This is a genomic window from Micromonospora sp. NBC_00617 (assembly GCF_045161355.1).
In the GTDB taxonomy this organism is placed as follows: Bacteria; Actinomycetota; Actinomycetes; order Mycobacteriales; family Micromonosporaceae; genus Micromonospora.
In genome coordinates, this window is record NZ_CP107751.1 from 4,484,115 (window position 1) to 4,509,722 (window position 25,608).

The 25,608-nt window shown below is 73.7% G+C and carries 24 protein-coding genes and 1 pseudogene; 9 read left to right on the top strand and 16 right to left on the bottom strand.

The window, feature by feature from the left end:
* Nucleotides 1-64 precede the first annotated feature (64 nt).
* Nucleotides 65-2,200 carry an NAD-dependent DNA ligase LigA gene (gene ligA, locus OG505_RS20505; RefSeq protein ID WP_405426635.1) on the bottom strand — a complete coding sequence of 712 codons (2,136 nt, stop codon included), beginning with the start codon at nucleotides 2,198-2,200 and terminating at the stop codon, nucleotides 65-67.
* 430 nt (nucleotides 2,201-2,630) lie between these two features.
* Between ligA and OG505_RS20510 the strand changes: the two genes are divergently transcribed.
* Nucleotides 2,631-3,176, top strand: a complete 546-nt coding sequence (locus OG505_RS20510; protein WP_405426637.1) for a type II toxin-antitoxin system PemK/MazF family toxin — start codon at nucleotides 2,631-2,633, stop codon at nucleotides 3,174-3,176.
* 244 nt (nucleotides 3,177-3,420) lie between these two features.
* On the opposite strand, the gene OG505_RS20515 is transcribed toward OG505_RS20510, so the two are convergent.
* From OG505_RS20515 to OG505_RS20535, 5 genes are all read right to left on the bottom strand, one after another.
* Complete coding sequence (locus OG505_RS20515; RefSeq protein ID WP_405426638.1) at nucleotides 3,421-4,431, bottom strand: ADP-ribosylglycohydrolase family protein; 1,011 nt, start codon at nucleotides 4,429-4,431, stop codon at nucleotides 3,421-3,423.
* 31 nt (nucleotides 4,432-4,462) lie between these two features.
* Nucleotides 4,463-4,834: a VOC family protein gene (locus OG505_RS20520; RefSeq protein ID WP_405426640.1), complete on the bottom strand. Its 372-nt coding sequence runs from the start codon at nucleotides 4,832-4,834 to the stop codon at nucleotides 4,463-4,465.
* Nucleotides 4,835-4,871: 37 nt separating this feature from the next.
* Entirely contained in the window at nucleotides 4,872-5,876 is a 1,005-nt protein-coding gene (locus OG505_RS20525) for a methionine synthase (RefSeq protein ID WP_405426642.1), read from the bottom strand.
* A gap of 60 nt (nucleotides 5,877-5,936) precedes the next feature.
* Nucleotides 5,937-7,010, bottom strand: a complete 1,074-nt coding sequence (gene mnmA, locus OG505_RS20530) for a tRNA 2-thiouridine(34) synthase MnmA (protein ID WP_405426644.1) — start codon at nucleotides 7,008-7,010, stop codon at nucleotides 5,937-5,939.
* Nucleotides 7,011-7,173: 163 nt separating this feature from the next.
* Nucleotides 7,174-8,349: a cysteine desulfurase family protein gene (locus OG505_RS20535; protein ID WP_405426645.1), complete on the bottom strand. Its 1,176-nt coding sequence runs from the start codon at nucleotides 8,347-8,349 to the stop codon at nucleotides 7,174-7,176.
* A 93-nt stretch (nucleotides 8,350-8,442) separates the two neighbouring features.
* Here OG505_RS20535 and OG505_RS20540 point away from each other — a divergent pair.
* Nucleotides 8,443-8,904: pseudogene (locus OG505_RS20540) on the top strand (anti-sigma factor); the annotation flags it as partial.
* 91 nt (nucleotides 8,905-8,995) lie between these two features.
* Here OG505_RS20540 and OG505_RS20545 read toward each other — a convergent pair.
* The 4 genes from OG505_RS20545 to OG505_RS20560 all read right to left on the bottom strand — a co-directional run bounded on the left by OG505_RS20545 (nucleotide 8,996) and on the right by OG505_RS20560 (nucleotide 12,145).
* Nucleotides 8,996-9,955, bottom strand: a complete 960-nt coding sequence (locus OG505_RS20545) for an electron transfer flavoprotein subunit alpha/FixB family protein (protein ID WP_354855214.1) — start codon at nucleotides 9,953-9,955, stop codon at nucleotides 8,996-8,998.
* 15 nt (nucleotides 9,956-9,970) lie between these two features.
* Nucleotides 9,971-10,750, bottom strand: coding sequence for an electron transfer flavoprotein subunit beta/FixA family protein (locus OG505_RS20550; RefSeq protein ID WP_344357351.1), 780 nt, complete (start codon nucleotides 10,748-10,750; stop codon nucleotides 9,971-9,973).
* 187 nt (nucleotides 10,751-10,937) lie between these two features.
* Entirely contained in the window at nucleotides 10,938-11,351 is a 414-nt protein-coding gene (locus OG505_RS20555; protein ID WP_405426648.1) for a hypothetical protein, read from the bottom strand.
* Nucleotides 11,348-12,145 (bottom strand): GNAT family N-acetyltransferase, encoded by a 798-nt coding sequence (locus OG505_RS20560; RefSeq protein ID WP_405426650.1) that lies wholly within the window; start codon nucleotides 12,143-12,145, stop codon nucleotides 11,348-11,350. Before OG505_RS20560 ends, OG505_RS20555 begins: the two co-directional genes overlap by 4 nt.
* A 42-nt stretch (nucleotides 12,146-12,187) precedes the next feature.
* Between OG505_RS20560 and OG505_RS20565 the strand changes: the two genes are divergently transcribed.
* The 4 genes from OG505_RS20565 to OG505_RS20580 are packed head-to-tail and all read left to right on the top strand — an operon-like array spanning nucleotide 12,188 to nucleotide 16,655.
* Nucleotides 12,188-12,580 (top strand): YidH family protein, encoded by a 393-nt coding sequence (locus OG505_RS20565; protein ID WP_405426652.1) that lies wholly within the window; start codon nucleotides 12,188-12,190, stop codon nucleotides 12,578-12,580.
* Nucleotides 12,577-12,882: a DUF202 domain-containing protein gene (locus OG505_RS20570; RefSeq protein WP_405426654.1), complete on the top strand. Its 306-nt coding sequence runs from the start codon at nucleotides 12,577-12,579 to the stop codon at nucleotides 12,880-12,882. The genes OG505_RS20565 and OG505_RS20570 overlap by 4 nt, the downstream gene beginning before the upstream one ends.
* A gap of 27 nt (nucleotides 12,883-12,909) precedes the next feature.
* Nucleotides 12,910-13,326, top strand: coding sequence for a PLD nuclease N-terminal domain-containing protein (locus OG505_RS20575; protein WP_405426656.1), 417 nt, complete (start codon nucleotides 12,910-12,912; stop codon nucleotides 13,324-13,326).
* On the top strand, nucleotides 13,323-16,655 hold the full coding sequence (locus OG505_RS20580; protein ID WP_405426658.1) for a BTAD domain-containing putative transcriptional regulator: 3,333 nt from the start codon (nucleotides 13,323-13,325) through the stop codon (nucleotides 16,653-16,655). The genes OG505_RS20575 and OG505_RS20580 overlap by 4 nt, the downstream gene beginning before the upstream one ends.
* On the opposite strand, the gene OG505_RS20585 is transcribed toward OG505_RS20580, so the two are convergent.
* From OG505_RS20585 to OG505_RS20600, 4 genes are all read right to left on the bottom strand, one after another.
* Nucleotides 16,639-17,448 (bottom strand): ABC transporter permease, encoded by an 810-nt coding sequence (locus tag OG505_RS20585; protein WP_405426660.1) that lies wholly within the window; start codon nucleotides 17,446-17,448, stop codon nucleotides 16,639-16,641. The genes OG505_RS20580 and OG505_RS20585 overlap by 17 nt on opposite strands.
* Nucleotides 17,445-18,416, bottom strand: coding sequence for an ATP-binding cassette domain-containing protein (locus tag OG505_RS20590; RefSeq protein WP_405426662.1), 972 nt, complete (start codon nucleotides 18,414-18,416; stop codon nucleotides 17,445-17,447). Before OG505_RS20590 ends, OG505_RS20585 begins: the two co-directional genes overlap by 4 nt.
* A 168-nt stretch (nucleotides 18,417-18,584) precedes the next feature.
* A complete protein-coding gene (locus tag OG505_RS20595; protein ID WP_405426664.1) occupies nucleotides 18,585-20,207 on the bottom strand; it encodes an acetolactate synthase in 1,623 nt (540 codons plus the stop codon).
* An 82-nt stretch (nucleotides 20,208-20,289) separates the two neighbouring features.
* Nucleotides 20,290-21,063: an enoyl-CoA hydratase/isomerase family protein gene (locus OG505_RS20600; protein WP_387259210.1), complete on the bottom strand. Its 774-nt coding sequence runs from the start codon at nucleotides 21,061-21,063 to the stop codon at nucleotides 20,290-20,292.
* 98 nt (nucleotides 21,064-21,161) lie between these two features.
* On the opposite strand from OG505_RS20600, the gene OG505_RS20605 reads away from it, so the two are divergent.
* Complete coding sequence (locus OG505_RS20605; protein ID WP_405426666.1) at nucleotides 21,162-21,644, top strand: DUF6232 family protein; 483 nt, start codon at nucleotides 21,162-21,164, stop codon at nucleotides 21,642-21,644.
* 122 nt (nucleotides 21,645-21,766) lie between these two features.
* Entirely contained in the window at nucleotides 21,767-22,249 is a 483-nt protein-coding gene (locus tag OG505_RS20610; protein WP_405426668.1) for a DUF6232 family protein, read from the top strand.
* A 99-nt stretch (nucleotides 22,250-22,348) separates the two neighbouring features.
* On the opposite strand, the gene OG505_RS20615 is transcribed toward OG505_RS20610, so the two are convergent.
* The gene (locus OG505_RS20615; protein ID WP_405426670.1) at nucleotides 22,349-23,872 is read right to left on the bottom strand and encodes a dienelactone hydrolase family protein; all 1,524 of its coding nucleotides are present in this window, start codon (nucleotides 23,870-23,872) and stop codon (nucleotides 22,349-22,351) included.
* Between the two features lie 78 nt (nucleotides 23,873-23,950).
* On the opposite strand from OG505_RS20615, the gene OG505_RS20620 reads away from it, so the two are divergent.
* Nucleotides 23,951-24,679 (top strand): hypothetical protein, encoded by a 729-nt coding sequence (locus tag OG505_RS20620; RefSeq protein WP_405426673.1) that lies wholly within the window; start codon nucleotides 23,951-23,953, stop codon nucleotides 24,677-24,679.
* 26 nt (nucleotides 24,680-24,705) lie between these two features.
* Here the strand turns inward: OG505_RS20620 and OG505_RS20625 are convergent, their stop codons facing one another.
* Nucleotides 24,706-25,602, bottom strand: coding sequence for a ribokinase (locus tag OG505_RS20625; protein ID WP_405434619.1), 897 nt, complete (start codon nucleotides 25,600-25,602; stop codon nucleotides 24,706-24,708).
* Nucleotides 25,603-25,608: the final 6 nt, after the last annotated feature.

Consider the following 25,608-nt stretch of genomic DNA (forward strand, 5'->3'; position numbering starts at 1 on the left):
ATCGGTCGTAGTCGTAATTAAGTTGGTATACGCGACGGGCCGCCACGTCGGCACGTCGCCGCGGTCAGCCCTCCACCCGGGCGACCTCCCGTGCGGCGTCCGGACCGGCGTCCAACAGCACCCGGAACCCGGCCTCGTCGAGCACCGGCACCTTGAGGCTGGCGGCCTTGTCGGCCTTGGATCCCGGGTTGTCCCCCACGACGACGAAGCTCGTCTTCTTGGAGACCGACCCGCTGACCTTGCCGCCCCTGGTCTGCACGGCCTCGGCGGCCTGGTCGCGCGAGAAACCGGCGAGGGTGCCGGTCACCACGACGGTCAACCCTTCGAGGGGGCGCGGGCCCTCGTCGACGGCCTCCTCAGCCATCCGTACGCCCGCCTCGGCCCACTTGCGGACCACCTCGCGGTGCCAGTCCACGGCGAACCACTCCCGGATGCTGGCCGCGATGGTCGGCCCGACCCCGTCGACCGAGGACAGCTCCTCCTCGCTGGCGGCGTCGATCGCCTCCATCGAGCGGAAGTGCCGGGCCAGCGCCTGGGCGGCGGTGGGGCCGACGTGCCGGATGGAGAGCGCCACCAGCACCCGCCACAGGTCACGCTCCCGGGCGACGGCCAGATTGTCGAGCAGCTTGACCGCGTTGCTGCCGAGGCTGCCGTCCTTGTTGACGAAGAACGGTGACCGGGACAGCTGGTCGGCGTCGAGCTGGAAGAGGTCGCCCTCGTCGGCGATGATCTCCGCGTCCAGCAGTGCCGCCGCGCCCTTGTAGCCCAGCACCTCGATGTCGAACGCGCCACGACCGGCGAGGTGGAACACCCGCTCGCGGAGCTGGGCCGGGCAACTGCGGGTGTTGGGGCACCGGATGTCGACGTCGCCCTCCTTGGACGGCGCGAGCGGGGTGCCGCAGGCCGGGCAGGTGGTCGGCATGACGAACGGACGGGCGTCGGCGGGCCGCAGATCGACCACCGGGCCGAGCACCTCGGGAATCACGTCGCCGGCCTTGCGCAGCACCACCGTGTCGCCGATCAGCACACCCTTGCGCTCGACCTCGCGGGCGTTGTGCAGGGTGGCGAGCGCGACGGTGGAGCCGGCCACCCGCACCGGTTCGAGGACGGCGAACGGGGTGACCCGACCCGTGCGCCCCACGTTGACGTCGATGTCGAGCAGCTTGGTGGTGACCTCCTCCGGCGGGTACTTGAAGGCGATCGCCCAGCGTGGCGCACGGCTGGTCGAGCCCAGGCGACCCTGGATGGAGACCGGGTCGACCTTGACCACCACACCGTCGATCTCATGCTCGACGTCGTGGCGGTGCTCGGCGTAGTAGGCGATGTACGCCGCCACGCCGGACATATCCGGGACGACCCGCCACCGGTCGCTTGTCGGCAGCCCCCACGCCTTCAGCGCCGCGTACGACTCCGACTGCGCGGTGGGCTGGAACCCTCGGCGGGCGCCGATGCCGTGCACGACGAGACGCAGCGGTCGGGAGGCGGTGACCCGGGGGTCCTTCTGCCGCAGGCTGCCGGCGGCGGCGTTGCGCGGGTTGGCGAACGGCGCCCGCCCCTGCTCGACCAGGCTCGCGTTGAGATCGGCGAACGCGGCGACCGGGAAGTAGATCTCGCCCCGGACCTCCAGCAGCTCGGGCACCGTCGGGAACTCGGCGGACGGCGCGAGCTGGCTGGGCACGTCCCGAATGCTGCGCACGTTGGCGGTGACGTCCTCACCGGTGCGACCGTCGCCACGGGTGGCCGCCCGGACCAGTCGGCCGGCCTCGTAGGTCAGGTTGATCGCCAGACCGTCGACCTTCAACTCGCAGAGGTAGGGCACCGGCCCGCCCGCGTCCCGCTCGACCCGCTCGGCCCAGGCCGCCAACTCCTCGTCGGCGAAGGCGTTGTCGAGCGAGAGCATCCGCTCGGCGTGCGTCACCGGGGTGAAGTCGGTGGAGAACGTGCCACCCACCCGCTGGGTCGGCGAATCCGGCGTCCGCAGCGCCGGGAACTCCGTCTCCAACGCCTCCAGCTCGCGCAACTGCTTGTCGAACTCGGCGTCGGTGATGATCGGCGAGTCGAGCACGTAGTAGCGGTATTGATGCTCGGTCAGCTCACGGCTGAGGGTGGCGTGCCGCTCCCGCGCCTGCGGCGTCGGCTCCGCGCCGGCCGCTGCTTCCTGAGCCGGGCTGACCTGTTGACCGATCTGCTCCTCGGACACCCCGCCACCTTCGGACACGCCTGCGACCTCCCTGATCACGCTACTAAGGCACGGTATCGGTCCGGGGTGACAATCCGACGCCCACCTGCGCCCCCGGTGACGCCCCGCGCGACCCGGCGCCCCCGCCCGTCGCCCCCGGTGACGCCCCGCGCAGCCCGTACCCGTGCCGCCCGTCGCCACCGGACGGCGATCGACGCCGGACTCGCCGGCCGTTGATCGACTCCAGGTCGCCGACACGGGGGTATCCGAGCGCCCTGATGCCCCCACATCGGCGATCCGGAGTGGATCACGGGCGGCGCGGGCCGTCGGTCCGCAGGCGGGAGGGTCCGGGCGGCGCGAACGGCGGTGTCGTCGGCGGGCGACATGGTCGGTGACGTGCGAGGATCGCCGAACGAAGCGGCCGGCGTGCCGCCCTGACGCGGAGGTGACGATGACCCAGGCGTTGCTCTGGGCTGCGGCGATCCTGCTGGCGGTGGCCGCCGGCTGGGCGTGGAACAGTGGGCGGCACCGGGCGAACAGCCGACGCTCGGCCGACCGACCTGGCCGCGGCGCCCCGACCCGCACGGGTGGTCGTCGTCCCGCGCCGCCAAAGCCACGCGGCACCGATCGGCCGGCCACCACGCCGCGCTCCCGCGACACCGATCGGGCGGCCGGCACTCCGGCGGCCGGCGAGATCTGGTGGGCCGACGTGCCGTACGTCGACGGCAGCGGCTCGAAGGTGCGGCCCTGCCTGGTGCTGCGCGCCGACTCCCGGGGCGCCGACGTCCTGAAGATCACCAGCCAGGACAAGAGCGACCGGGACGACCACGTCCGGATTCCCACCCGGGACTGGGATCCCGGCGCCGAGCACGACAGCTACCTGAGCCTGACCGAGCCGATCCGGATCAGTTCGGCCGACTTTGCCGACCGCGCCGGCCGCTGTGACGCCGACCTGTGGCGGAAGGTCCGCAGCCTGCGCCACCTGCCCACCAGCTGACACCGGGCCACAGGCCACAGGCCGCCCCGGCCGCAGGCCGCCCTGGCCGCAAACCACCCCGCCCCCGCGCCATGATCCACTCGGGTTCCAGGAATCCGGGGTGTCCGAGCCGCCGCAACACCCCGACTTCCAGGAACCCGAGTCGATCACCCCAACAGGCCGGGCCAGGCCACGCCGCGCCACGCCAGGCCACGCCGGGCCGCGCCGCGCCGCGCCGCGCCGCGCCGCGCCGGGGCGCGGTTGGTCAGTCCCAGGCCGCGCCGAGGGTGGCGAGTTGGTCGGCGTACTCGATGCGGTCGGCCCATCCGGGCGGCCAGGCCGCCATCCCGGTGGCCGCGCCCACGAAGGCGCCGGCCAGGGCGGCGATCGAGTCGGAGTCGCCGGCGGTGGTCGCGCCCCGGGCCAGCGCGGCGACCGGGTCGTCGGCGTGGCGTACGGCGCAGAACAGCGCGGTGGCCAGCGCCTCCTCGGCCACCCAGCCCTCCCCCGTGGCCCGGCACGGGTCGCCGTCGTCGTCCGGCTCGGCGAGGGCGGCGGTCAGCCGGCGCAGCGCCACCAGGCATTCGTCCCAGCCGCGAGCGATGAACTCCTCCGGCGTGTCGACCCCGGGGCGTTGCCAGAGGTCGCCCAGCCACTCCCGGTGGTAGACGCGGCGCTGGGACCGGGCCCGCTCGATGAGAATCGCGGGAAGCTCCGCCAGCGGGACGCCCCCACGCAGGGCGAAGACCGCGTACGCGGTGAGCTCGCTGGCGGCCAACCCGGTCGGGTGGCCGTGGGTGAGGCCGGCCTGCAACTGGGCCAATCCGGCCAGCGTGTCGAGGTCGACGTCCAGCATCCCCACCGGCGTCACGCGCATGTTGGCGCCGCAGCCCTTCGAGTCGGCGATCGTCGCCTCCGGCCAGGGCAGCCCTCGACCCAGGTCGGCGCAGGCGCGCAGGCAGGTCATCCCGGGGGCGCGGTTGTTGTCCGGGCTGACCGACCAGGCCACGAAGCGCCGTCGCAGCAGCGGCTCCACCACCTCCGGAGTCAGCGACGGCGCCTCGTGCAGCGCCCAACCCACCGCCAGCGCCATCTGGGTGTCGTCGGTGACCAGAGCCGGCTCGCCGGTCAGCTCACGCGGGCCGGTCGGGCCGTAGCGGCGTTGGATCTCGGCGACGGTCAGGAACTCGGTGGGCTTGCCCAGGGCGTCGCCGTAGGCGAGGCCGAAGAGCGAACCGGAGGCGCGCAGCGGAGAGGAGTGGATCACGGCGGCCATGATGCCGGGCCGCCGCGACCCAACGCCATGGTCAGTCCCAGCAGAGGCAGAACGGGTGGCCGGCCGGATCGGCGTAGACCCGGAAACCCTCGCCCTCGCCGGGCAGCCGCCGGGCGCCGAGAGCGAGCGCCGCCTTCTCCGCGCTCTCGATGTCGTCCACCGTCACGTCCAGGTGGAACTGCTGCGGGCGCTCCGGGTCCGGCCAGGCCGGCGGCCGCAGGTTGAGCGCCCGCTGGAACGCCAGGCGGGGCTGGTGACCGGGCGGGCCGCCCAGCACCACCCACTCGTCATCGGCCTCGCCCTCGGCCTCGACCAGGGGGATGCCGAGCAGCTCGGCGTAGAACGCGGCCAGCGCCCGCGGATCGGGGCAGTCGATCACCACTGAACGTAGCTGTCCAATCATGACCGTCATCCTGCCCACCGGGTACGACAGAAAAACGTCACTCCTCGGTGAACCGGCGGCCGGCGTCCCGGCAGGCCGCGAGCACCGCCCGGGCGTACTGGGGGGTGGCTCCGGCCAGGCCGCAGGCCGGGGTGACGACCACCTGCTCGGCGAGCTGCCGACGGGGAAAGCCGAGGCGGTCCCAGATCTGGCGTACCCGGTCGGCGACCTGCGCGGACGTCGGTGCGCCACCGGCCGACGGCGGCCGGGTCGGCGCGGCGCCGGCCAGCAGCCCGAGGCCCGCGTCGATGGCCTCGCCCAGCGGGTCCAGGTCGGTCACCAGGTCGAGGTCGAGGGCGACCGCGACGGCGCCGGTGGAACGAATCAGCTCCAGCGGCACCTGCGGGGCGCAGCAGTGCACCACCGTGGGTACGCCCACCGCGTCGACGACCGTGCGCAGCAGAGCGGCCGCGTCCGTCGACTCCACCGCCCGGTACGCGCCCAGCCCGCTCTCGGTGGGCACCCGCCCGGCCAGCACGGTCGGCAGCGACGGCTCGTCCAGTTGCAGCAGCACCGATGCCCCGGGCAGCCGTCGGGCGACCGCCGCGACGTGCCCGCGCAGCCCTTCGGCGAGAGAGCCGGTGAGGTCGCGGACCGCGCCGGGGTCACGCAGCAGCCGGCCGCCGATCGGCAGTTCCAGGGAAGCGGCCAGGGTGAGTGGGCCACCGGCCTGCACCTTGACCGGGCCGGCGTACCCTTCGGCCTGCTCGGCGAGCTGGTCCAGGTCGCGTTCCATCAGGTCCCGGGCCCGGCGCAGGTCACGGCCGGGGCGGGGGGCGACCCGCCAACGCCCGGCGTACAGCTCGACGGGCAGCTCGACCAGCAGCCCGGCGCTGCGGCCGATCAGGTCGGCCCCGGGGCCGCGTGCGGGCAGCTCGGGCAGGTGCGGCAGCTCGGGAAGCTCACCGAGGACGACCCGCTGGGCCTCGGCGATGTCGGTGCCGGGCAACGAGCCGATACCGGTCGCCGCGCCCGCCGGCCAGGGCCACGCCTGATCTGTCACGGCCGAAGGCTATCCCGCTGGCCGCGCCGGCCGCTCGGCGACCACGCGCCGACCGCCCGGTCAGTCGGTGATGGTCGCGGAGCCGAGGACGATGTCGCCGGCCGGGTCCGGCCGGTACGCCACCACGGCCTGACCGGCCGCCACACCGCGAACCGGCCGACGCAGCTCGGCGTGCAGTGTGTCGCCGTCGAGGTCGACGGTCGCCGGCACCACGTCACCGTGCGCGCGCAACTGCACCTCGCACTCGACCGGCGCGGCCGGACGGGGGCCACCGGTCCACACCGGGCGGGTGGCCCGCACCCTCGACACCTCCAGCGCCTCGGCCGGACCGACCGTCACCGTGTTGGTCTTGGGCGTGATGGAGAGCACGTAGCGCGGCCGACCGTCGGGGGCGGGCCGGTCCAGGTGCAGGCCGCGACGCTGCCCCACCGTGTAGGCGTACGCGCCGGTGTGACTGCCGACCACCGCGCCGGTGCTCGCGTCGACGACGTCGCCGGGCGCCTCGCCGAGCCGGCCGGCGAGGAAGCCGCGGGTGTCGCCGTCGGCGATGAAGCAGATGTCGTGGGAGTCCGGCTTGTCGGCCACCGCCAGGCCACGCTCGGCGGCCTCCGCGCGGACCTGCGCCTTCGTCGAGTCGCCGAGCGGGAACATCGACCGGTCCAGCTGCTCGCGGGTGAGGACCGCCAGCACGTACGACTGGTCCTTGGCCACGTCGACGCTGCGGCGCAGCAGCCCGTCCGGGCCGAGCCGGGCGTGGTGGCCGGTGACCACCGCGTCGAAGCCCAGGGCCACCGCCCGGTCCAGCACCGCCGCGAACTTGATCTTCTCGTTGCAGCGCAGGCACGGATTCGGCGTACGACCCGCGGCGTACTCGGCCACGAAGTCGTCGACCACGTCCTCGTGGAAACGGTCGGCCATGTCCCACACGTAGAACGGGATGCCGATCACGTCGGCGGCCCGGCGGGCGTCCCGGGAGTCCTCCAGGGTGCAGCAGCCGCGCGCCCCGGTCCGGTACGTCTGCGGGTTGCGGGCCAGCGCCAGGTGCACGCCGGTCACGTCATGCCCGGCCGCCACCGCCCGTGCCGCCGCAACGGCCGAGTCCACCCCGCCCGACATCGCCGCCAGAACCCTCACCGGCCCACTCCCTTCCCCGTCCCCACGACAACCCTATCCACCAGCCCCGGAAACCCCCGGACCCGCGCCCCGCGCACCCACCTGCGCGATCTTGCAGTTTCGGCGGCGACATATGCCGCAGAAGGCACGAACGGCCGACAGGAACTGCAAGATCGCGGAGGGATCAGCGGGGGGTGCGGGGGGCTGCGGCGCGGCGGGCCCGTTCCACCGCCGCCGGCAGGGCCGCGACGAGGGCGTCCACGTCGGCCTGGGTGCTGGTGTGGCCGAGGGTGAAACGCAGCGAGGAACGGGCGCGGTCGTCGTCGGCGCCCATCGCCAGCAGCACGTGCGAGGGCTGGGCCACCCCCGCCGAGCAGGCCGAACCCGTCGAGCAGGCGATGCCCTGGGCGTCCAGCAGGAGCAGCAGGGCGTCGCCCTCGCAACCCGGAAAGGAGAAGTGCGCGTTGCCGGGCAGCCGGCCGGCCGGATCACCGTTGTAGACCACCTCGGGCACCGCCCGGCGGACCCGCTCGATCAGATCGTCGCGGAGCGCGGCGACCCGGGCCGCGTACTCCTGCTGGCCCTTCACGGCCGTCTCGACGGCGACCGCGAAGGCGACGATGCCGGCGGTGTCCAGCGTGCCGGAACGGACGTCGCGTTCCTGGCCGCCGCCGTGCAGCAGCGGGACGGCCGCCACGTCCCGGCCGAGCAGCAGCGCACCCACCCCGATCGGGCCGCCCAGCTTGTGCCCGGTGACGGTCAGCGCGGCGGCCCCGCTGGCGGCGAAGTCGACGGACACCTGGCCGACGGCCTGGATCGCGTCGGTGTGGAAGGGCACGCCGTGCTCGGCGGCGACGGCGGCCAGCTCGGCAACCGGCTGCACGGTGCCGACCTCGTTGTTGGCCCACATGGCGGTGACCAGGGCCACCCGGTCGGCATGGGCGGTCAGCTCGGCACGCAGGTCCTCCGGGTCGAGACGACCGGCGCAGTCCACCGGCAGCCAGCCGACCTCGGCTCTCTCGTGCTCGACCAGCCAGTCGACGGAATCCAGCACGGCGTGGTGCTCGACAGCGCTGGAGATCACCCGTCGGCGGTCGGGGCCGGCGCCCCGGCGGGCCCAGAAGATGCCCTTGACCGCGAGGTTGTCGCTCTCCGTGCCCCCACCGGTGAAGATCACCTCGGACGGCCGGGCGCCCAGCACCGCGGCCACCCGCTCGCGCGACTCCTCGACCCGACGACGGGCCCGACGACCCGCCGCGTGCAGGGAGGACGCGTTGCCGACCTCGCGGGCGGTAGCGACGTACGCCTCCAGTGCCTCGTCGAGCATCGGAGTCGTCGCCGCGTGATCCAGGTAAGCCATCACCGTCCAGCGTACGGCCGAGTTGTCGGGGGCCGGAGGGCGGAGTGGGGTCCACGCGACATGCCGGGGTGGGATTCCCCCACCCCGGCGCGTCGCGGCCGGCGGCGTGCCGGTTGGTCGCGCTGGGCGGCCACCGCGGTGACCGCCGTCGCGGCGGCGGCGATCGGCGTGGTGGGCACGGTCTCGATGCTGCGCCCGGACGAGCCGGCGCCCGCTCCGACGCCCGCGGTGCTGGCCAGCGCGCCCCTGACGGCCTTCGGTTCGACGCCGAAGTCGGCCCAGGGTGACGCACGAGTTCTGCAGAGCGGCCAACTGCATCTGCATGTGGCGAATCTCCCGCGCGTGCCGGGGTACTACGAGGTCTGGCTCATCAACCCGACGAACATGGAGATGTTCTCGATCGGCACTCTCGGGGGCGACTCGGACGCTCTGCTGCCCCTGCCTCCGAATGTCGACCTCAAGAGCTATTCGGTGGTCGACGTGTCCGCCGAGCAGTACGACAACAACACCCGCCACTCCGGCGACAGCCTGTTGAGAGGCACCCTGACGGGCTGATCGGCGGGCCGGCTCAGCTCCCCGGCCCGCTGATCAGCTCCCGACGAAAAAGTGGCCGCCCGGCGCCGGGCGGCCACTTTTCGGTCCACGGTCACTTACGCTTGCGGATCTCCTCGGCGGCCTGCGGGACGATCTTGAACAGGTCGCCCACCACGCCGAAGTCGGCCAACTCGAAGATCGGGGCCTCGCCGTCCTTGTTGACGGCGACGATCGTCTTCGAGGTCTGCATGCCGGCCCGGTGCTGGATGGCGCCGGAGATGCCGAGCGCGACGTAGAGCTGCGGGGAGACCGTCTTGCCGGTTTGGCCCACCTGGAACTGGTGCGGGTAGAAGCCGGAGTCGACCGCCGCACGGGACGCGCCGACGGCGCCGCCGAGCAGGTCGGCCAGCTCCTCGACCAGCTTGAAGTTGTCGGCGTTGCCGACACCCCGGCCACCGGAGACGACCACGCCGGCCTCGGTCAGCTCGGGGCGGGAGCCCTTCTGCTCGGCGACCCGCTCGACGACCTTGGCCAGCTTGTCGGTGTCGGTGACCGACACGGTCAGCTGCTCGATCGCCGGGCTCGCGGCGGCCGGGGCCGGGGTGACCGAGTTGGGCCGGACGGTGACCAGCGGCAGACCCTTGGTGACCTTGGACTTGACGATCGTGGAGCCGGCGAAGGCGACCTGGGTGGCGGTGCCGTCGGCGGCCAGGCCGACCACGTCGGTCAGGATGCCGTTGTCGAGCTTGACGGCGAGCCGGGCGGCGATCTCCTTGCCCTCCTGGGCCGAGGCCAGCAGCACGGCGGCCGGCTGCACCCGCTTGACCAGCTCGGCCAGCACGGTCGCCTTGGGGGCGACCAGATAGCCGTCGATCTCGTCACCCTCGGCGGCGTAGATCTTCTCCGCGCCGTACTCGCCCAGCTTGGCGCTCAGCGCCTCGGCCGCGCCCGCGCCACCGAGCACCACGGCGCTCGGGGTGCCCAGCTCACGCGCGAGGGTGAGCATCTCCAGGGTGACCTTCTTGACGCCGAATTCCTTGGTGGCTTCGACGACGACGAGAACCTCAGACATGTCAGAACCCCCCTCTCACACGAACTTCTCGGTGGCGAGGAACTCGACCAGCTTGACGCCGCCCTCGCCCTCATCGGTGATCTTGGCGCCGCCGGAGCGCGGCGGGCGCTTGGTGTGCTCGACGACGGCGCTGGTCGCACCGTCGAAGCCCACCTCGGTCGGTGCGACGCCGAGGTCGGCCAGGGAGAACGTCTGCACCGGCTTCTTCTTGGCCGCCATGATGCCCTTGAACGAGGGGTAGCGCGGCTCGTTGATGGTGTCCCACACGGAGACCACGGCCGGGGTGGAGGCGGTGACGACCTCGTAGCCCTCCTCGGTCTGCCGCTCGACGGTCAGCGTGGCGCCGTCGACGGTGAGCTTGCGGGCGCCGGTGAGCGCCGCGACGCCGAGCCGCTCGGCGATCATGTGCGGCATGACCTGGACCCGGCCGTCGGTGGACTCGGCGCCGCAGATCACCAGGTCGGCGTTCAGCTGACCGAGGGCGGCGGCGAGCACCTTCGAGGTGGCCACGGCGCAGGAACCGTGCAGGGCGTCGTCCACCACGTGCACGGCCTTGTCCGGGCCCATGGAGAGCGCCTTGCGGATCGACTCGGTCGCCCGGTCCGGGCCCATCGTCAGGATGGTGACCTCGCCACCGTGCGCCTCCTTGATCTTCAGCGCCTCCTCGATGGCGTACTCGTCCATCTCGTTGATCACGTTGTTCGCCGAACCGCGGTCGACGGTGTTGTCGTCATTGCGCAGGTTGCGGTCCGCGCCCGAATCAGGCACCTGCTTGACGAGTACGACGATGTTCATCGCGCTTCGACGACCCTCCTGTGTGGTGTTGCGATTGGCTCGCCCGGTTGGGCCGCAGCCTCGCGCGTCGGTCGACGCCCGGTCAACCGCGGGCTGCTGTGCAGTTGCCCACGGCGCAATGTTACCTGCCAGTAGGTTGCGGCTACCGGGCACTCAGAGTGACACAGCTCACCGACACGCCGCGCGGTCAGGCCGGCTCGGCCAGCGCACCCCGGATCTGGTCGATGGCGGCGACCTCCGCCGGGACCACCCCGTCGTGCGCGCGGGCCACCCGGTCCGCCGCGGTCAGCACCACCGAGCGGTACGCCTCGACGTCGGCCGGCGACTTCTCCCGCAGGATCCGCACCGCCCGGCCGAGCGCCGGCAACACCACCGACTCGATCTCCAGCTGGGAGTCCCGGGGCAGCCGGGGCAGCGGACCGGTGGTCAACGCCTCCTTGACCACCCCACTGGCATCGGCCAACGCGCCGGAGGCGGCGACGCTCTCCTGGAGCACGCCCAGCATCCCCGGGTCGGCGTTCGAGACCAGGAAGATCGCGCCGAAGGCGCCCGTCTTGAGAGTCAGGCGCTCCTCGTCCGTCAACCGCTGCTCCATGATCACGGAGTGTAGACGTACGGGGTGGTGGTGGTGACCGGGACGAGGCCGAGTCGCTCCAGGATCGGCCGGCTGTCCTCGGAACAGTCGACCTGCAGCAGCGTCCGGCCCCGCTGGTCGGCCAGCCGGGCCCGGTAGGTGACCAGCGCCCGGTAGATGCCCCGGTGCCGCCACTGCGCCAGGGTCGAGCCACCCCACAGGGTGGCGAAGCCGGTGTTCGCCGGGAAGCGCACCCAGCCGGCGCTCACCACCGTGTCGTCCGCCTCCGCCACCACGACGGTGATCGAGTGCGGGTCGGCGTCGATCTCCTTGGCCAGACCCCACACGAGGTGCGAGCGATCCTCCTGCCAGACCTCCTCCTCCATGGCGGCGATCCGCTCCAGGTCGGCGCGGGCGGTCACCTCACGCAGGCGTACCCCCTCGGGGACGACGGGCAGCGCGGCGGCCAGCGGCGCGACCGGCCCGACCACGACGGTCTCCCGGTCCTCCGGCACGAAGCCCGCGGCGCGCAGCCGGTCCGCCAGGTCCGCCGGTTCGTCGTGCCCGTTGAGCTTCCATTCGACCGACTGGCCGCGCTCGCGGAACAGCGCCACCTGCCGGGCGATCAGCTCGTCCAGCGCGTCGCCGGTCAACCCGCCCAGGTCGCGGTAGGTGAGGAACCCCCCGGCGTCGAGCCCGGTGATCCGGACCAGCGGCCCGTCCCGCTCCACCGACACCCCGGCCGGAACCGGGTCGGGGATCTCCGGGCGGAGCTGGTTGTCGTAGGCGGTGCGCAGCGTGGTCACATCAAGATCCGTCACCACCTCAGGCTAAGGCCCCGGGGAAGCGGATAATCTCCCAGCATGTGGGAAGCGATCAGGCGGTGGTTCGACCCGACCGAGGCGCGCGCCGTCGGTGAGACACCGGACTACCGGTTCTCGCTGGCCAACGAGCGGACCTTCCTGGCCTGGCTGCGCACCAGCCTGGCGCTGGTCGGTGGCGGGCTGGCCGCCGCGCAGTTCCTGCCGCAGCTGCCGATGAGCCACCTGCGGGAGGTCATCGCGGTCGCGCTGCTGCTGCTCGGCGGCGCCGTCGCGATCCGCGCGGTGGACCACTGGGCGCGTACCGAACGGGCCATCCGGCTCGGTCAGGAGCTGCCCGCCTCCCGCTTTCCCGCCGTCCTCGCCCTCGCCGTGGGCGGCGGCGCGGTGCTGCTGGTCATCGCGGTGCTGGCGCGCGCGATCGGCGGACGGTGAGCGCCGGACGCGATCCCGGGCTGCAACCGGAGCGGACCCGGCTGGCCTGGCGACGCACCCTGCTGACGCTGACCGTGGTGACCGCGCTCGTCGTCCGGTTGGCGTCCAACGGCGGCTCGTTCGGAGCGCTGGTCGCCGGTGTGGCCGTCCTGGTCTGGGGCGGCGTGCTCGTGCTCTGCTGGCCCCGCAGCACCGGCACCGGGGCGGCCCGCACCGGCGGCCGGACGTTGCCGCTGGTCGCACTGGGCACCGTCGGGCTCGCGCTGCTCGGCGCGCTGGTGACGGTTCGCGGACTGTGGTGACGCGACGCGGTGCGCCATGATGGGTGCATGGCCCGGCTGTACGTTCTCCTCTTCCTGGCGCAGATTGTCCTCGCCGTCTGCGCGCTGATCAGTTGCCTCTCCGCCGAGGAGGGTCAGATCCGCGCCCTTCCCCGGATCGCCTGGGTGCTGATCATCCTGTTCTTCCCCCTGGTCGGGTCGATCGTCTGGTTCGTCGCCGGCCGGGAGCCCGGTCCCGCGGCCCAAAAGGCGTGGCCGGCCGGCGGCGGCTCCACCGACCGGCAGCCGCGCCGCCCGCTCGCTCCCGACGACGACCCGGAGTTCCTCCGCTCCGTGCAGGACCGCGCCCGTCAGCAGGACCAGGAACTCTTCCGCCGCTGGGAGGAGGACCTGCGTCGGCGTGAGGACGACCTGCGCCGCCGCGACGGTGAGCCGCCCCGTGAGGGTGACCGGCCGGAGGTGTGAGCACCAGCCCGGCCGCGCCGGTGCCGGCGTCCGGCCCGGCGGGCGGCACAATCGGCGGAGTGCAGATCAGCCTGCTCGGCCCGTTGCAGGTACTTGTCGATCCGACGACGACGATCGAGATCCACGGGGCTCGGCTGCGCCGGCTGCTGATCCTGCTGGCCCTGGCGCCCGGCCGGGTGATAAGCGTCGCGCACCTGGTCGACGCCCTCTGGGAGGACGAGCCGCCGGCCGCCGCGGGTAACGCGCTCCAGGCGCTGGTCTCCCGGCTCCGCCGGGCCGTGCCCGGGCTCGGAGTCGACGCGCGTCCCGGCGGATACCAGCTCACCCTTGCCCCGGAGGCCGTCGACCTGCACCGGTTCGAGGCCGCTGTGCTCGCCGGCCGGGCGCTGCTGCCCGCCGACCCGGGAGCCGCCCGCAAGCTGCTCGACGAGGCGCTCGCACTGTGGCGCGGGTCAGCGCTGGCCGACGTGGCCGACGCCCCGTTCGCCCGCGCCCCGCTGGCCCGGCTGGACGAGCTGCGGCTCACCGCCACCGAGGAGCTGATCGAGGCCCGTTCGGCGCTGGAGGACCCCGCGCACCTGGTGCCCTGGCTGCGGGAGCTGGTCACCGTCCACCCGCTGCGGGAGCGGCTGACCGGCCAGCTGATCCGCACCCTGCACCGGGCGGGCCGCCCGTCCGAGGCGCTCGCCGCGTACGAGCGGCTCCGCACCGACCTGGTCGACACGCTCGGCGCCGATCCCGGGCCGGAGCTGGCCGCCCTGCACCTGGCGGTGCTGCGCGGTCAACGGGTCGACCCCGCCCCGTCCGACGCCGACACCGCGCCCCGCAGCGCGCCCGCGCCGTCGGCGGCGGCCCGAGCCCAGGGCGCCCTGCCGACGGCGTTGACAAGCTTCGTCGGCCGGGAAGCGGCAGTCGACCGGGTCGACGCCCTGCTCGACCGGGCTCGGCTTGTCACCCTCACCGGGCCCGGGGGCGCCGGAAAGACCCGACTCGCGATCGAGTCCGCCCGCGAGGTGGCGGCGCGGTTCCCGGACGGGGTCTGGCTCGTCGAGCTGGCACCGGTGACCGACCCGGCCGAGGTGCCGCAGGCGCTGCTGGGCCCGCTCGGCCTTCGGGAGCAGGCGTTCTTCGCCGGCAGCCGGTCCCGAATCCCACCCGGGGAGGCCACCGAGCCGACCGTCCGGGCCATCGACGCGTTGGCCAGCCGTCGAGCGTTGCTGGTCCTGGACAACTGCGAACACCTGCTGGACGCCGCCGCCGAGTTGGCCGACCGGCTGCTCGCCGCCTGCCCGGACGTACGGGTGCTGGTCACCAGCCGGGAGCCGCTGGGCATCACCGGCGAGGCGCTGCACCCCGTCGAGTCACTGGAGCAGCCGCCCGCGGAGGCCGACCCGGTCGCCGCGCTGACGTACCCGTCGGTGCGGCTCTTCGCCGACCGCGCCGCCGCGGTGCGACAGGACTTCCAGGTGAACGACCGCACTGTCGGGCCGGTGGTGGGCATCTGCCGGTCGCTTGACGGCATGCCGCTCGCCATCGAGCTGGCCGCCGCCCGGCTGCGCGCCATGACGGCCGAGCAGGTCGCGACCCGGCTGGACGACCGGTTCCGGCTGCTCACCGGCGGCAGCCGCACCGCGTTGCCCCGCCACCAGACGCTGCGCGCGGTGGTGGACTGGAGCTGGGACCTGCTCGACGAGGCCGACCGGGCGTTGTGGCGGCGACTCGCCGTCTTCACCGGCGGCGCGACGGCGGCCGCCGTGGAGCGGGTCTGCGGCGGCGGCGAACTGGCCGCGTCCGAGGTCCTCGACCGGCTCTTCGCCCTGGTGGAGAAGTCGCTGGTCATCGCCAGCGATGCCGGTGAACCGCGCTACCAGATGCTGGAGACGATCCGGGAGTACGGGCTCGACCGGCTGGGCGAGGCGGGTGAGGAGCAGCGGGTCCGGCGGGCACACGCCGACGAGTTCCTCCAGCTCGCCGAGCGGGCCGACCCGGAGCTGCGCGGCCGGGACCAGTTGCGCTGGGTCCGGTGGCTGCGCGCGGAGCACGACAATCTGCACGGCGCGCTGCGCTGGGCGATCGGGGCCGACGAGGTCACCCGGGCGGTCCGGTTGACAGGCGCGCTCGGGTGGTACTGGTGGTCGCGCGGCAACCGACTGGAGGGCGCGGACCTCGCCCGCGAGGTGCTCGCCCTGGCCGAGCGGCAGGTCGGACGGCCGGGCGGAGACGACGGCGCACCGACCGCGACCGCGCTGGCCACCGCATACCTGGCCGGGGCGTTGAACACCCTGAGCGCCCACGCCGACTTCGAGACGGCCCAGGTGTGGATGGGCAGGACGGTGGCGCTCGCCGACGGCGGCGCCGACTCGCCCCTGCTGCGGATGGCCGGAGCGATGACCCTGATGTTCGACCCGACCATGCAGGTGCAGGGGCTGGCCGCGCTGCGGAGGCTCTTCACCGACGAGGATCCGTGGGTGGCCGGGGCGGCCCGCCTGATGCACGGGCACACCCACCTCAACCTGGGTGCCCCGGCCGAGGACGCGGCCGACGACTTCCGTGTCGCGTTGGAGCTGTTCACCGGCGTCGGCGACCGGTGGGGCCTCTCCACCACGCGCTTCTCGCTGGCCGACCTCGCCGGTCGCACCGGCGATCGCGGCTTCGCCATCGACCAGCTCCGCGCGGCCCTGGGCGACGTCGAGGAGCTGGGCGCCGCGGAGGACGTGCCGCAGATGCGGTCGCGGCTGGCCCAGCTGTACTGGCAGGTGGGCGAGCACGAGCGGGCCCGCACGCTGCTCACCCAGGCCCAGGAGGAGGCCGAACGGCTGGGCGCCGACGAACCGCGGGCCGGCGTCGCCGCCGTCTGGGCGGAGGTGCTGCGCGACTGCGGCGACTGGGAGCAGGCGGCTCGCTGGGCGGACCGGGCGGCGGAGCTGGTCCGACGGCGGAGCATCGCGCCGCAGTGGAGTGCCATGCTGGCCACCTCGCTCGGGCACGTCGCCGCGGCCCAGGGGCAGCTGACGGTCGCGCGTACCCACCTGGACCAGGCCCTGGAGTTGGCGCTCGCCTCCGGCGACGCGCCGGTGGTCGCGATCACGCTTGTCGGTTACGCGGACCTCGCCCTGCGCTGCGGGCGGCCGGCCGTGGCGGCCACCGTGCTCGGCGCGGCCGACGGGGTACGCGGCGGCGACGACCAGGGCGCGCTGGACGCGATCCGGGTGGCGCTGGCCGCCCGCGCGGCGCTCGGCGAGTCGGAGTTCACCGAGGCGTACGCGGACGGCCGGCGCGTCCGGTCGGACGGGGTGCCGGAGCTGCTGCGGGTCACACTCGACGCCTGAGACCACGGACGGCCAGCGGCGCGAAGACCACCGCGATGCCGGCGCCCCACAACAGCGTCTGGAGCACCGGCCCGGCCACCGGGCCACCGACCAGCAGCCCGCGCAGCGCGTCGGCCACCACGGTCACCGGGTTGACCTCCACCCAGTTCTGCAACCAGCCCGGCATCCGGTCGGTCGGGACGAAGATGTTGCTGGTGAAGGTCAGCGGGAAGATCACCATGAAGCCGAAGATCTGCACCTTGTCCGGTTCGCTCACCAGCACCCCGACCAGCACCGAGATCCAGGACGCCGCCAGCGTGAACGCCAGCAGCAGCGCGAACGCCCCCACCACGCCGAGCACGCCGTTGCCGACCCGGAAGCCGAGGATCGACCCGACGCCGAGCAGCAGCGCGATCGACCACGCCTGCTTGACGGTGTCGGCGAGGATCCGGCCGGCCAGCGGCGCCCACCGGGCGATGGGCAGCGCCCGCAGCCGGTCGAAGACGCCCTTGGTGAGGTCGTTGTTCAGCCCGAACCCCGTCGTCATCGTGGCGAAGAGCGCGTTCTGCACCATGATGCCGGGCAGCATGAAGGTGAGGTACTCGCCGGACGAGCCGGCGATGGCCGTGCCGAAGACGTAGGTGAACAGCAGCACGAACATCACCGGCTGGATGCTCAGGTCGAGCAACTCCATCGGGTTGTGTTTGATCTGCACCAGGCTGCGCCAGGCCAGCGTGAAGGTGTGTCGCAGCCCGGCGGCGACGCCGAGTCGACGGGCCGGGGCGAGCGCGGGAATGGCGGTCACGGCGGTCATGCCGGGGTCCTTTCCAGGTCGGTGTCGGCCGGGGCGTCCTCGGCCCGGTGGCCGGTGAGGGAGAGGAAGACCTCGTCCAGGCTCGCGCCGCGCAGCGCCAGCTCGGCGACCGGGATCTCGGCCGCGTCGAGGCGGCTCACCATGACGGGCAGCACGCGAGGGTCGTTCACCGCGACGGTGACCGCGGTCTGCACGACCTCGGGGGTCACGCCGGCCACCTCGCTGGCGATGGCGACCACAGTGCCCAGGTCGCTGAGGTCGGCCGGGCGCACGGTGAGGGTCTGCCCGCCGGTCTTCGCCTTCAGCTCCTCCGGCGTCCCCTGAGCGATCACTCGACCGTGGTCGACCACGGCGATCTCACCGGCGAGTTGGTCGGCCTCCTCCAGATACTGGGTGGTGAGCAGCACTGTCACCCCGTCCGCGACCAGGGTGCGGACGACGTCCCACAGGTCGTTGCGGCTGCGCGGGTCCAGGCCGGTGGTCGGCTCGTCGAGGAACAGCACCTGCGGCCGACCGACCAGGCTGGCGGCGAGGTCCAGTCGCCGCCGCATCCCGCCGGAGAACGTCTTCACGGCCCGATCGGCGGCGTCGCTGAGCGCGAAGTCGTCGAGCAGTTGCCGGCCCCGCCGCCTGGCGTCGGCCCGGCTGAGACCGAGCAACCGCCCGATCAGCAGCAGGTTCTCCGCACCGGTCAGGGTCTCGTCGACCGAGGCGTACTGGCCGGTGAGACCGATCAGCTGACGCACGCGGTGGGCGTCGCGGACCACGTCGAAGCCGCCCACCGTGGCATGTCCCTCGTCGGCGCGCAGCAGGGTGGCGAGCACCCGTACCGCCGTGGTCTTGCCGGCGCCGTTCGGCCCGAGCAGACCGAAGACCGTCCCGGTCGGGACCGCCAGGTCAACTCCGGCGAGGGCGGTGGTGGCGCCGAAGCGCCGCACCAGACCCTCGGCGCGGATCGCGTGGTCCATCGCAACTCCTGTCGTCTGCGGGTGAGGACACCACCATGGACGACAGGGCTGACATCCCGCCGTTCCCGCGCTGACGTTACGGCGACCGACGCTGACATTCCGCCTATTTAGCTGCGGGAAGACGCCGCGCCGCCGCCCGCGAGGGGCGACGGCGGCGGCGGGTGCGACTCAGGCCAGGTTCGACGAACGGGGGTACGCGTCGGTCGGGTCGGTGAGCACGTTCACCAGGTACGGCACTCCGGCGTCGAACGCCCGTTGCAGGGCGGGCTGAAGGTCGGCGGCCTTCGTGACCATCTCCCCCGCGCCGCCCAAAGCGCTGACCACCGTGTCGTAGCGCAGCTCGGGCTGGAGGTCGGCGGCGACGTCGTAGCCGTACATGGCCCGCATCGGGTGCTTTTCCAGCCCCCAGATGCCGTTGTTGCCGACGACGATCACCACCGGCAGCTTCTGCCGGACCAGCGACTCGACGTCCATCAGCGAGAAGCCGGCCGCGCCGTCGCCCATCAGCACACAGATCTGCCGGTCCGGGTGGCTGACCCGGGCGCCCATCGCGTAGCCCATGCCGGTGCCCAGGCAGCCGTACGGGCCCGGGTCCAGCCAGGTGCCGGGCTGCGACGGCTCCAGGTAGCGACCGGCGTACGAGACGAAGTCGCCGCCGTCACCGATGGTGATCGCGTCCGGGGCGAGCGCCCGGCGCAGTTCGCCGTAGACGCGGGCCGGCCGGATCGGGTCGGTCTCGGCGGCCATCTCGGCGGCGTCCCGGGCCTTCGCCGCGTCCTCGGCGACCCGCAGGTCCGCGATCCAGTCGGTGTGGTCGGCCCGGTCACCGGCGTGGTCGGCCAGCGCGGAGAGGATCAGGCGCAGGTCGCCGGCGGGGGCCACGGCTGGCTGCACGTGCGTGGCGCGCTGACTGGGAGCGTCGACGATGTGCACCACCTTGGCGTCGCCGAAGTCGCCGAAGCTGAGCCGGAAGTCCAGCGGCGTGCCGACCACCACGACGACGTCGGCGCCGGACAGCGCGGCGCGGCGGGCCTTGGCGAAGGCGAGGGGGTGCTCCGGCGGCAGGGAGCCGCGGCCCATCCCGTTGGTGAAGACCGGCACCTGCAACGTCTCGGCGGCCTCGCGCAGGGCCGCCACCGCGTCGCCCGCGTACACGTCCGAGCCGGCGATGATGACCGGCCGCTGCGCTCCGGCGATCAGCGTCGCGGCCCGGCTGACCTCGTCCGGGTCCGGCTCGACGGCGTCGACGCCGGACGGCGCGGGCAGGTCGGCGTCGGCGACCGAGAAGACCGTCTCCAGCGGGAAGTCCAGGAAGACCGGGCCCCGGTGCGGGGTGAGCGCGGCGGTGAGGGCGGCGCCCACCGCACGCGGGATGTCGTCGGTGCTGAACACCGTCTCGGCGTGCTTGGTGACCGGGGCGACCAGCGGTAGGTGGTCCATCTCCTGGAGGCTGCCCGACCCCCAGCGGAAGGCGGGCGCCCGGCCACCGAGCACCAGCACCGGGGACGCGTTGAAGAAGGCGCTGGTCATGCCCGAGATGCCGTTGGTGACACCGGGCCCGGCGGTGAGCACGGCGAGGCCGGGACGGCGCTGGAGCTTGGCCACCGCCTCGGCGGCGAAGACCGCGGACTGCTCGTGCCGGACGTCGTAGATCGGGAAGTCGGCCTTGTGCGCGGCGTCGTACAGCGGGAAGACGTGCCCGCCGGACAGCGTGAACATCTCCCGTACGCCGTGGGCGCGTAGTGCCGCGAGGGCCAGCTCTCCGCCGTGTCCCTCGATCCGCTCCGTCATTCGCCGCTCCCCTTCGTTCCTCATGACCGAGGCCCCACGCTACTGGCCGGTAGGAACAATGTGAACCGTTCTCAGCTAATCGTCAGCGGCCGGTGAAGTCCGGCTTGCGCTTCTCGACGAACGCCGCCATGCCCTCGCGCCGGTCGTCGGTCGCGAACAGCGCCGCGAAGAGCTGGCTCTCCCAGGCCAGGCCCGAGTTCAGGTCCATGTCCAGGCCGCCGTCGACCGCCAGCTTCGCCGCGCGCAGCGCCTGCACAGGCCCATTGAGGTACGGCGTGACGAGCGCGACCGCCGCGTCGTACACCTCGGCGGCCGGGGCGACCCGGTCGGCCAGGCCGATCCGCAGGGCCTCCTGAGCGTCCACCATCCGCCCGGACATGATCAGATCCTTCGCGCGCGCCGGCCCGACCAGGCGGGCCAGCCGCTGGGTGCCGCCCGCACCGGGAATGATGCCGAGCTTGATCTCCGGCTGGCCGAGCTTGGCGTCCTCGGCCACGACCCGCCAGTCGCAGGCCAGCGCCAGCTCGCAGCCCCCACCCAGGGCGTACCCGGTGATCGCCGCCACCACCGGCTTGGGGATGCGGGCGATCGCGCCGAGCGCGCTGGACAGGGCAGCCGCCCGGTCAGCCATGTCCACGTAGGACATCTCGGCCATCTGCTTGATGTCCGCGCCCGCGGCGAAGACCTTCTCCCCGCCGTACACGATGACGGCGCGAACCTCGGGGTCGGCGGTGGCCGCCGTGGCGGCGGCGCGCAACTCCTCCTGCACCTGGGTGTTGAGCGCGTTCATCGGCGGCCGCTCCAGCCGGATGGTGCCGATGCCGTCCCTGGTCTCCAGCCGAACGAACTCGCCCACGCTGCCCTCACTTCCTCGTCGAAGTCGCGTGCCAACCTTACGACCCGGCTCGTTGGGGTAAGTAGTGTGGTGTCAGCCCCGCAGGCGGGAGTCCAGCCATGATCACGTATTACGACGACAGGTCGGTGCAGGTCACCTCCACGGCCGTCCAGGTCGACGGCCGCAGCTACTCGCTGGCCGAGATCACCATGGTCTGGCACCGCCGGGGCAGCCGCTCCTGGCGGGTGCTGGTCGGGCGAGGCGCGCTCGGCGCCGCGCTGGCCGGCCCGCTGGTCGCGGCCGTGCTCGGCATCGGCCTCGCCGTCTGGCTGGACCGCTCCCCCACCGTGACGATCGCGATCGTCGGCGCCTCGGTGCTGGTCGGGCTGGCCGTCGGCCCGGTCGCCGATTTCCTCTTCGAACACCTGGACCGCTCGTACGCCAGGGGCAGCCGGCAGATGGAGATCTGGGCCCGCTGGCGCGGGCAGCCGGTGCGGTTGCTGCACACCGGCGACGCGCTGCGCTTCGGGCAGATCTACCGGGCCGTGCAGCGGGCGATGGAGCACACCCAACCCGCCGCCCGCCCCACCGCCCGCCGCTAGCCCGCACGCGCCGCCCTCCGCAAATCCGGAGCAGTTCCGTCGACCGCTGACGAAAACCGTCGTCGCGGCCGTCGTCGTCGCGCGGGGGCGCGCGAGTTGCCTGCCGGTGGTTAGGCTTAGTGATGACCCTCTATTACCGGGACGACGCGGTGCAGGTGACCTCCGAGTCGATCCGGGCGGGCGGTCAGGTGATCGCCCTGCCCGACGTGACGTTCGTCTGGCACGAACGAGGGCAGCAGACCCTCGCCGTACGCGGCCGGGTGCTGGGCCGCGGTGTGCTGGTCCTGCTGCTGTCGCTGCCGCCCCTCGTCGCGCTGGTCTGCGTGGTCTCCCTCGCGTGGTCGGCACAGGATCGGGGCAACTGGCAGCTGGCGCTGATCATCCTGGCCGCCTGCGCGGTGGGGGCGCTGGCGCTGGCCCCGTTCCTGGAGATTCCCCTCGGCTGGCTGGACCGCTCGTACGAGCGCGGCAGCCACGTGCACGAGCTGTGGGTGCAGCACCACGGCCAGGAGCACATGCTGCTGCGCACGCCGGACGCGCTACGGTTCGGGCAGATCTACCGGGCCGTGCAACGCGCCGTCGAACAGCAGGGGGACCATCGATGACCACCCGTCGCGGCGAGGCCGTCGTACTCGCCGGGCTGCTCGCCACGGCCGGCGTCACCCACCTGCTGCGCCCCGGCCTCTACGACCCGATCGAAGCCGTCAGCTCAGGGGCAGGGTGGTGGCGATCGGCCAGCCCAGCAGGGCGGCGCCCATGAGCGCCGGCAGCCAGCGCGGGGTCGCGTACCGGCGCAGCACCGCCGCCCACAGCACGTGCCAGCCGAGCAGCACGGCGAACAACGGCACCACCAGCAGCACGAACCCGGGCGCCAGGCCGACCACCGCCGACGTGCTCAGCACGAGCACGGTGACCGCGACGACCAGCAGGCGACGCCAGGTCCGGCCGGCCGCGACCTGCTCGACGCCCAGCAGGAACAGCAGGCACGCGCCCAGCACCACCGGGAGCAGCCACCAGCGGGCACCGACCGGCAGCGCCGAGGTCAGCCCGAGGTGGACCGGCAGGCCCACGGCGAGGGCCGCGTACGCCGTCAGCGCCAGCGCCGCGACGGTGGTCCGTGCCGGCGTACGACTGCCGGTCTCGTCCACGGCCACGCCTGGCGCTCGCGTCGCGGCGGGCAGCCAGCGTTGGCCGCCGCTCACCAGCACGCCGGTGACCAGCAGGAAGCCCGTGACGTAACCGCCGACCGCGAGCGGGAGACGGTTGGTCGGCAGGACCGCGGCGGCGGCCGCCGCGAGACCGCTCGCGAGGACGGCCAGCCCGAGCAGGACGAGACCACGCAGCGGCGGCCCGCCGCCGGCCGACGCCGTTTTCGCGCCGGCCCGCCGGCCCAGGAGCAGGGCAGCCAACGGGACGACTCCGACGGCGAACGCGAACACCAGCAGCGCCGCCCCGGCGAGCCGGACGAGCGGTCGGGGCGACGCGGTCCCGTCGACGCTGGGCAGCCAGTCGGCGATCTCCTCGTGGGTACGCGGGGCGAAGAGCACCGAGATGTGCTCCACACCGGGCACCACCACCGCTGGCCGCCGGCCCACCGCCGTCCCGCGCCGCACCGCGTCGTCGGCCGCGCGCCGGAACGCGGGAAACTCCGCGCCGCCGACGATGAGCAACAACTCCGCCGGGCGGCCCGGAGGCAGTTCGCCGGCGTCGGGCAGCGAGATCGCCACGGTCCGGGCGATCTCCGGATGCCCGGCCGCGTACCGGGCCACCGCGCCCGCGCCCATCGAATGTCCAACCAGCATGATCTGGGCCGGGTCCACGTCCGGCTGGGCGCGCAGGTACCCGAGCGCGGCGTCCAGGTCGGCGGCGAGCGTCGCGGGTGACATGTCGGGGTCGAGTCGGGCCGGGTTGGCGCCGTGCCCGGCGAAGTCGAACAGCAGCGCGACCGCTCCTCGGCGGGCCACGGTGTCGGCGATCGGGCGCATCAGCCGCGCCGAGCCGGCGAATCCGTGCGCGATCACCACGCCGGGCCGCCGCGCGTCAGGTGTCGGCGGGCCGGCGCGTACCTCGATCATCGGCACGCCGTCGACGGTGACCTGCCGCACGGAGAGGCCGGCGTCCGCGCGGACCAGCACCGCCGTGCCGAGCGCGGCGGCCATCGCCGCGAGCACGGCGAGCAGGACGGCCGCGCGGGTGCTCGGCGGGTGGTGCGGCGAGGCGGCCGACATGGCGGCACCCTACCGCCGCGGACCGCACCGGTCCTCGCCCGCGAGCGGTTGTGGCGGGGCCGACGCACACTTGGTCCCATGGCGATTCCCCTCCCCACACCCGCCGCCGTGGTCGGCCTGACCCGCTCCGCTCTCGATCAGGCGCTCGGCTCGGCGGCCTCGTTCGCCGCCGTGCCCGCCCGCGCGTTCGCGGTGCTGGACGGGGTGGAAGCGCTGTTGGCCAGGATCAACGGCGTGGTGGATCGGATCGAGACGACCCTGGACCGGACCGACCAGGTGCTCACCGACGCCGAGGCGGCGGTCCGCGAGGTCGCGGTGATCAGCGCCGCCGCGACCACCGCCATCGACACCGCCAGCGAGGTGGCGACGGCCGCCGCCGTGGTGGTCACCGAGGCCGAGCGGGTCGCGCACGTCGCCGGCACGGTGGTCACCGAGGCCGAGGCGGTGGCCGGCAACGCCGCGGTCACCGTGGGCACCGCCGCGCAGGCGGCGACCACGGCCGCCGAGCTGCTGGCGGCGTACGAGCCGGCGCTGCGACGGGCCGCGCCGATGGCCGGGCGGTTCGTCGAGGAGCTGAGCCACGAGGAGATCACCGCGGCGATCCACCTGATCGACGAGTTGCCCAAGCTCAAGGAGCACCTGACCGCCGACATCCTGCCGATCCTGGCGACGCTGGACCGGGTCGGGCCCGACCTGCACGACCTGTTGGACGTCACCCGTGATCTCAAGCTCGCCGTGGCGGGCATCCCCGGTCTCGGCATGCTGCGACGACGCGGCGAGAAGCTCAGCGACGAACCCGCTGGCTGAGCCCGTACGCGGGCCTCGGCCGGCGGTCAGCCCGGCGCGTACAGCGCGTCGATCTCGGCACGTTGCGGCAGTGCCACCGAGGCGCCGAGCTTGCGTACGCAGGCCGCGCCGGCCGCCGCCGCCCAGCGCACGGCGTCGACGACGTCCCGCCCCTCGCCCCAGCCGACCGCCAGCGCGGCCGTGAACGCGTCGCCGGCCGCCGTGGAGTCGACCACGTCGACCTGAACGGCGGGCACGTGCGCCTCGGCGCCCTCCCGGTCGACGTACCAGGCGCCCGCGTCGCCGAGGGTGAGCACGGCGCGGGGCACCAGGTCGAGCAGCGCGCGGGGCTCCTCCCGGCCCCGACCGGTGAACGCTTGCGCCTCGCCCTCGTTGACGACCAGCAGGTCCACCGCCTGAAGCAGCTCCGGTGGGAGGTCCCGGGCCGGTGCGGCGTTGAGGATCACCCGGGTGCCGGCGGCTCGGGCGGCCAGCGCGGCGGCGGTCACCGTCTGCACCGGGATCTCCAGCTGGGCGACCAGGACGTCCGCCCCGCGCACCGTCGCCAGTTCCTCGTCGGTGAGGCCGACCAGCGCGTCGTTCGCGCCGGGGGTGACCAGGATGGCGTTCTCCCCCTGCGCGTTGACCATCACGAGCGCCACACCGGAGGTGCCGTAGACCACCCGCAGGTGGCCGGTGTCCACGCCGGCCGCCGTGATCCGGGCCCGGAGCGTCACGCCGAACGCGTCGGAGCCGATCGCGCCGAGGAAGGCGCAGGAGGCGCCGGCCCGGACCGCGGCGATGGCCTGGTTGGCGCCCTTGCCACCGGGCACCATCACGAAGTCGGTGCCGAGCATGGTCTCGCCCGGCCGGGGCAGCGACGGCGCCATCGCGACCAGGTCCATGTTGGCGCTGCCGACCACCACCACCCGGGTCTGCGACACGGGCAC

Excerpts from the sequence above, each read along its gene's own strand:
- OG505_RS20510 (WP_405426637.1), top strand. The coding sequence starts at position 2,631 with ATGACCCAGGCGTTGCTCTGGGCTGCGGCGATCCTGCTGGCGGTGGCC.
- OG505_RS20515 (WP_405426638.1), bottom strand. The coding sequence starts at position 4,431 with ATGGCCGCCGTGATCCACTCCTCTCCGCTGCGCGCCTCCGGTTCGCTC.
- OG505_RS20520 (WP_405426640.1), bottom strand. The coding sequence starts at position 4,834 with ATGATTGGACAGCTACGTTCAGTGGTGATCGACTGCCCCGATCCGCGG.
- OG505_RS20535 (WP_405426645.1), bottom strand. The coding sequence starts at position 8,349 with ATGGCTTACCTGGATCACGCGGCGACGACTCCGATGCTCGACGAGGCA.
- OG505_RS20545 (WP_354855214.1), bottom strand. The coding sequence starts at position 9,955 with ATGTCTGAGGTTCTCGTCGTCGTCGAAGCCACCAAGGAATTCGGCGTC.
- OG505_RS20550 (WP_344357351.1), bottom strand. The coding sequence starts at position 10,750 with ATGAACATCGTCGTACTCGTCAAGCAGGTGCCTGATTCGGGCGCGGAC.
- OG505_RS20565 (WP_405426652.1), top strand. The coding sequence starts at position 12,188 with ATGTGGGAAGCGATCAGGCGGTGGTTCGACCCGACCGAGGCGCGCGCC.
- OG505_RS20575 (WP_405426656.1), top strand. The coding sequence starts at position 12,910 with ATGGCCCGGCTGTACGTTCTCCTCTTCCTGGCGCAGATTGTCCTCGCC.
- OG505_RS20585 (WP_405426660.1), bottom strand. The coding sequence starts at position 17,448 with ATGACCGCCGTGACCGCCATTCCCGCGCTCGCCCCGGCCCGTCGACTC.
- OG505_RS20590 (WP_405426662.1), bottom strand. The coding sequence starts at position 18,416 with ATGGACCACGCGATCCGCGCCGAGGGTCTGGTGCGGCGCTTCGGCGCC.
- OG505_RS20595 (WP_405426664.1), bottom strand. The coding sequence starts at position 20,207 with ATGACGGAGCGGATCGAGGGACACGGCGGAGAGCTGGCCCTCGCGGCA.
- OG505_RS20605 (WP_405426666.1), top strand. The coding sequence starts at position 21,162 with ATGATCACGTATTACGACGACAGGTCGGTGCAGGTCACCTCCACGGCC.
- OG505_RS20610 (WP_405426668.1), top strand. The coding sequence starts at position 21,767 with ATGACCCTCTATTACCGGGACGACGCGGTGCAGGTGACCTCCGAGTCG.
- OG505_RS20615 (WP_405426670.1), bottom strand. The coding sequence starts at position 23,872 with ATGTCGGCCGCCTCGCCGCACCACCCGCCGAGCACCCGCGCGGCCGTC.
- OG505_RS20620 (WP_405426673.1), top strand. The coding sequence starts at position 23,951 with ATGGCGATTCCCCTCCCCACACCCGCCGCCGTGGTCGGCCTGACCCGC.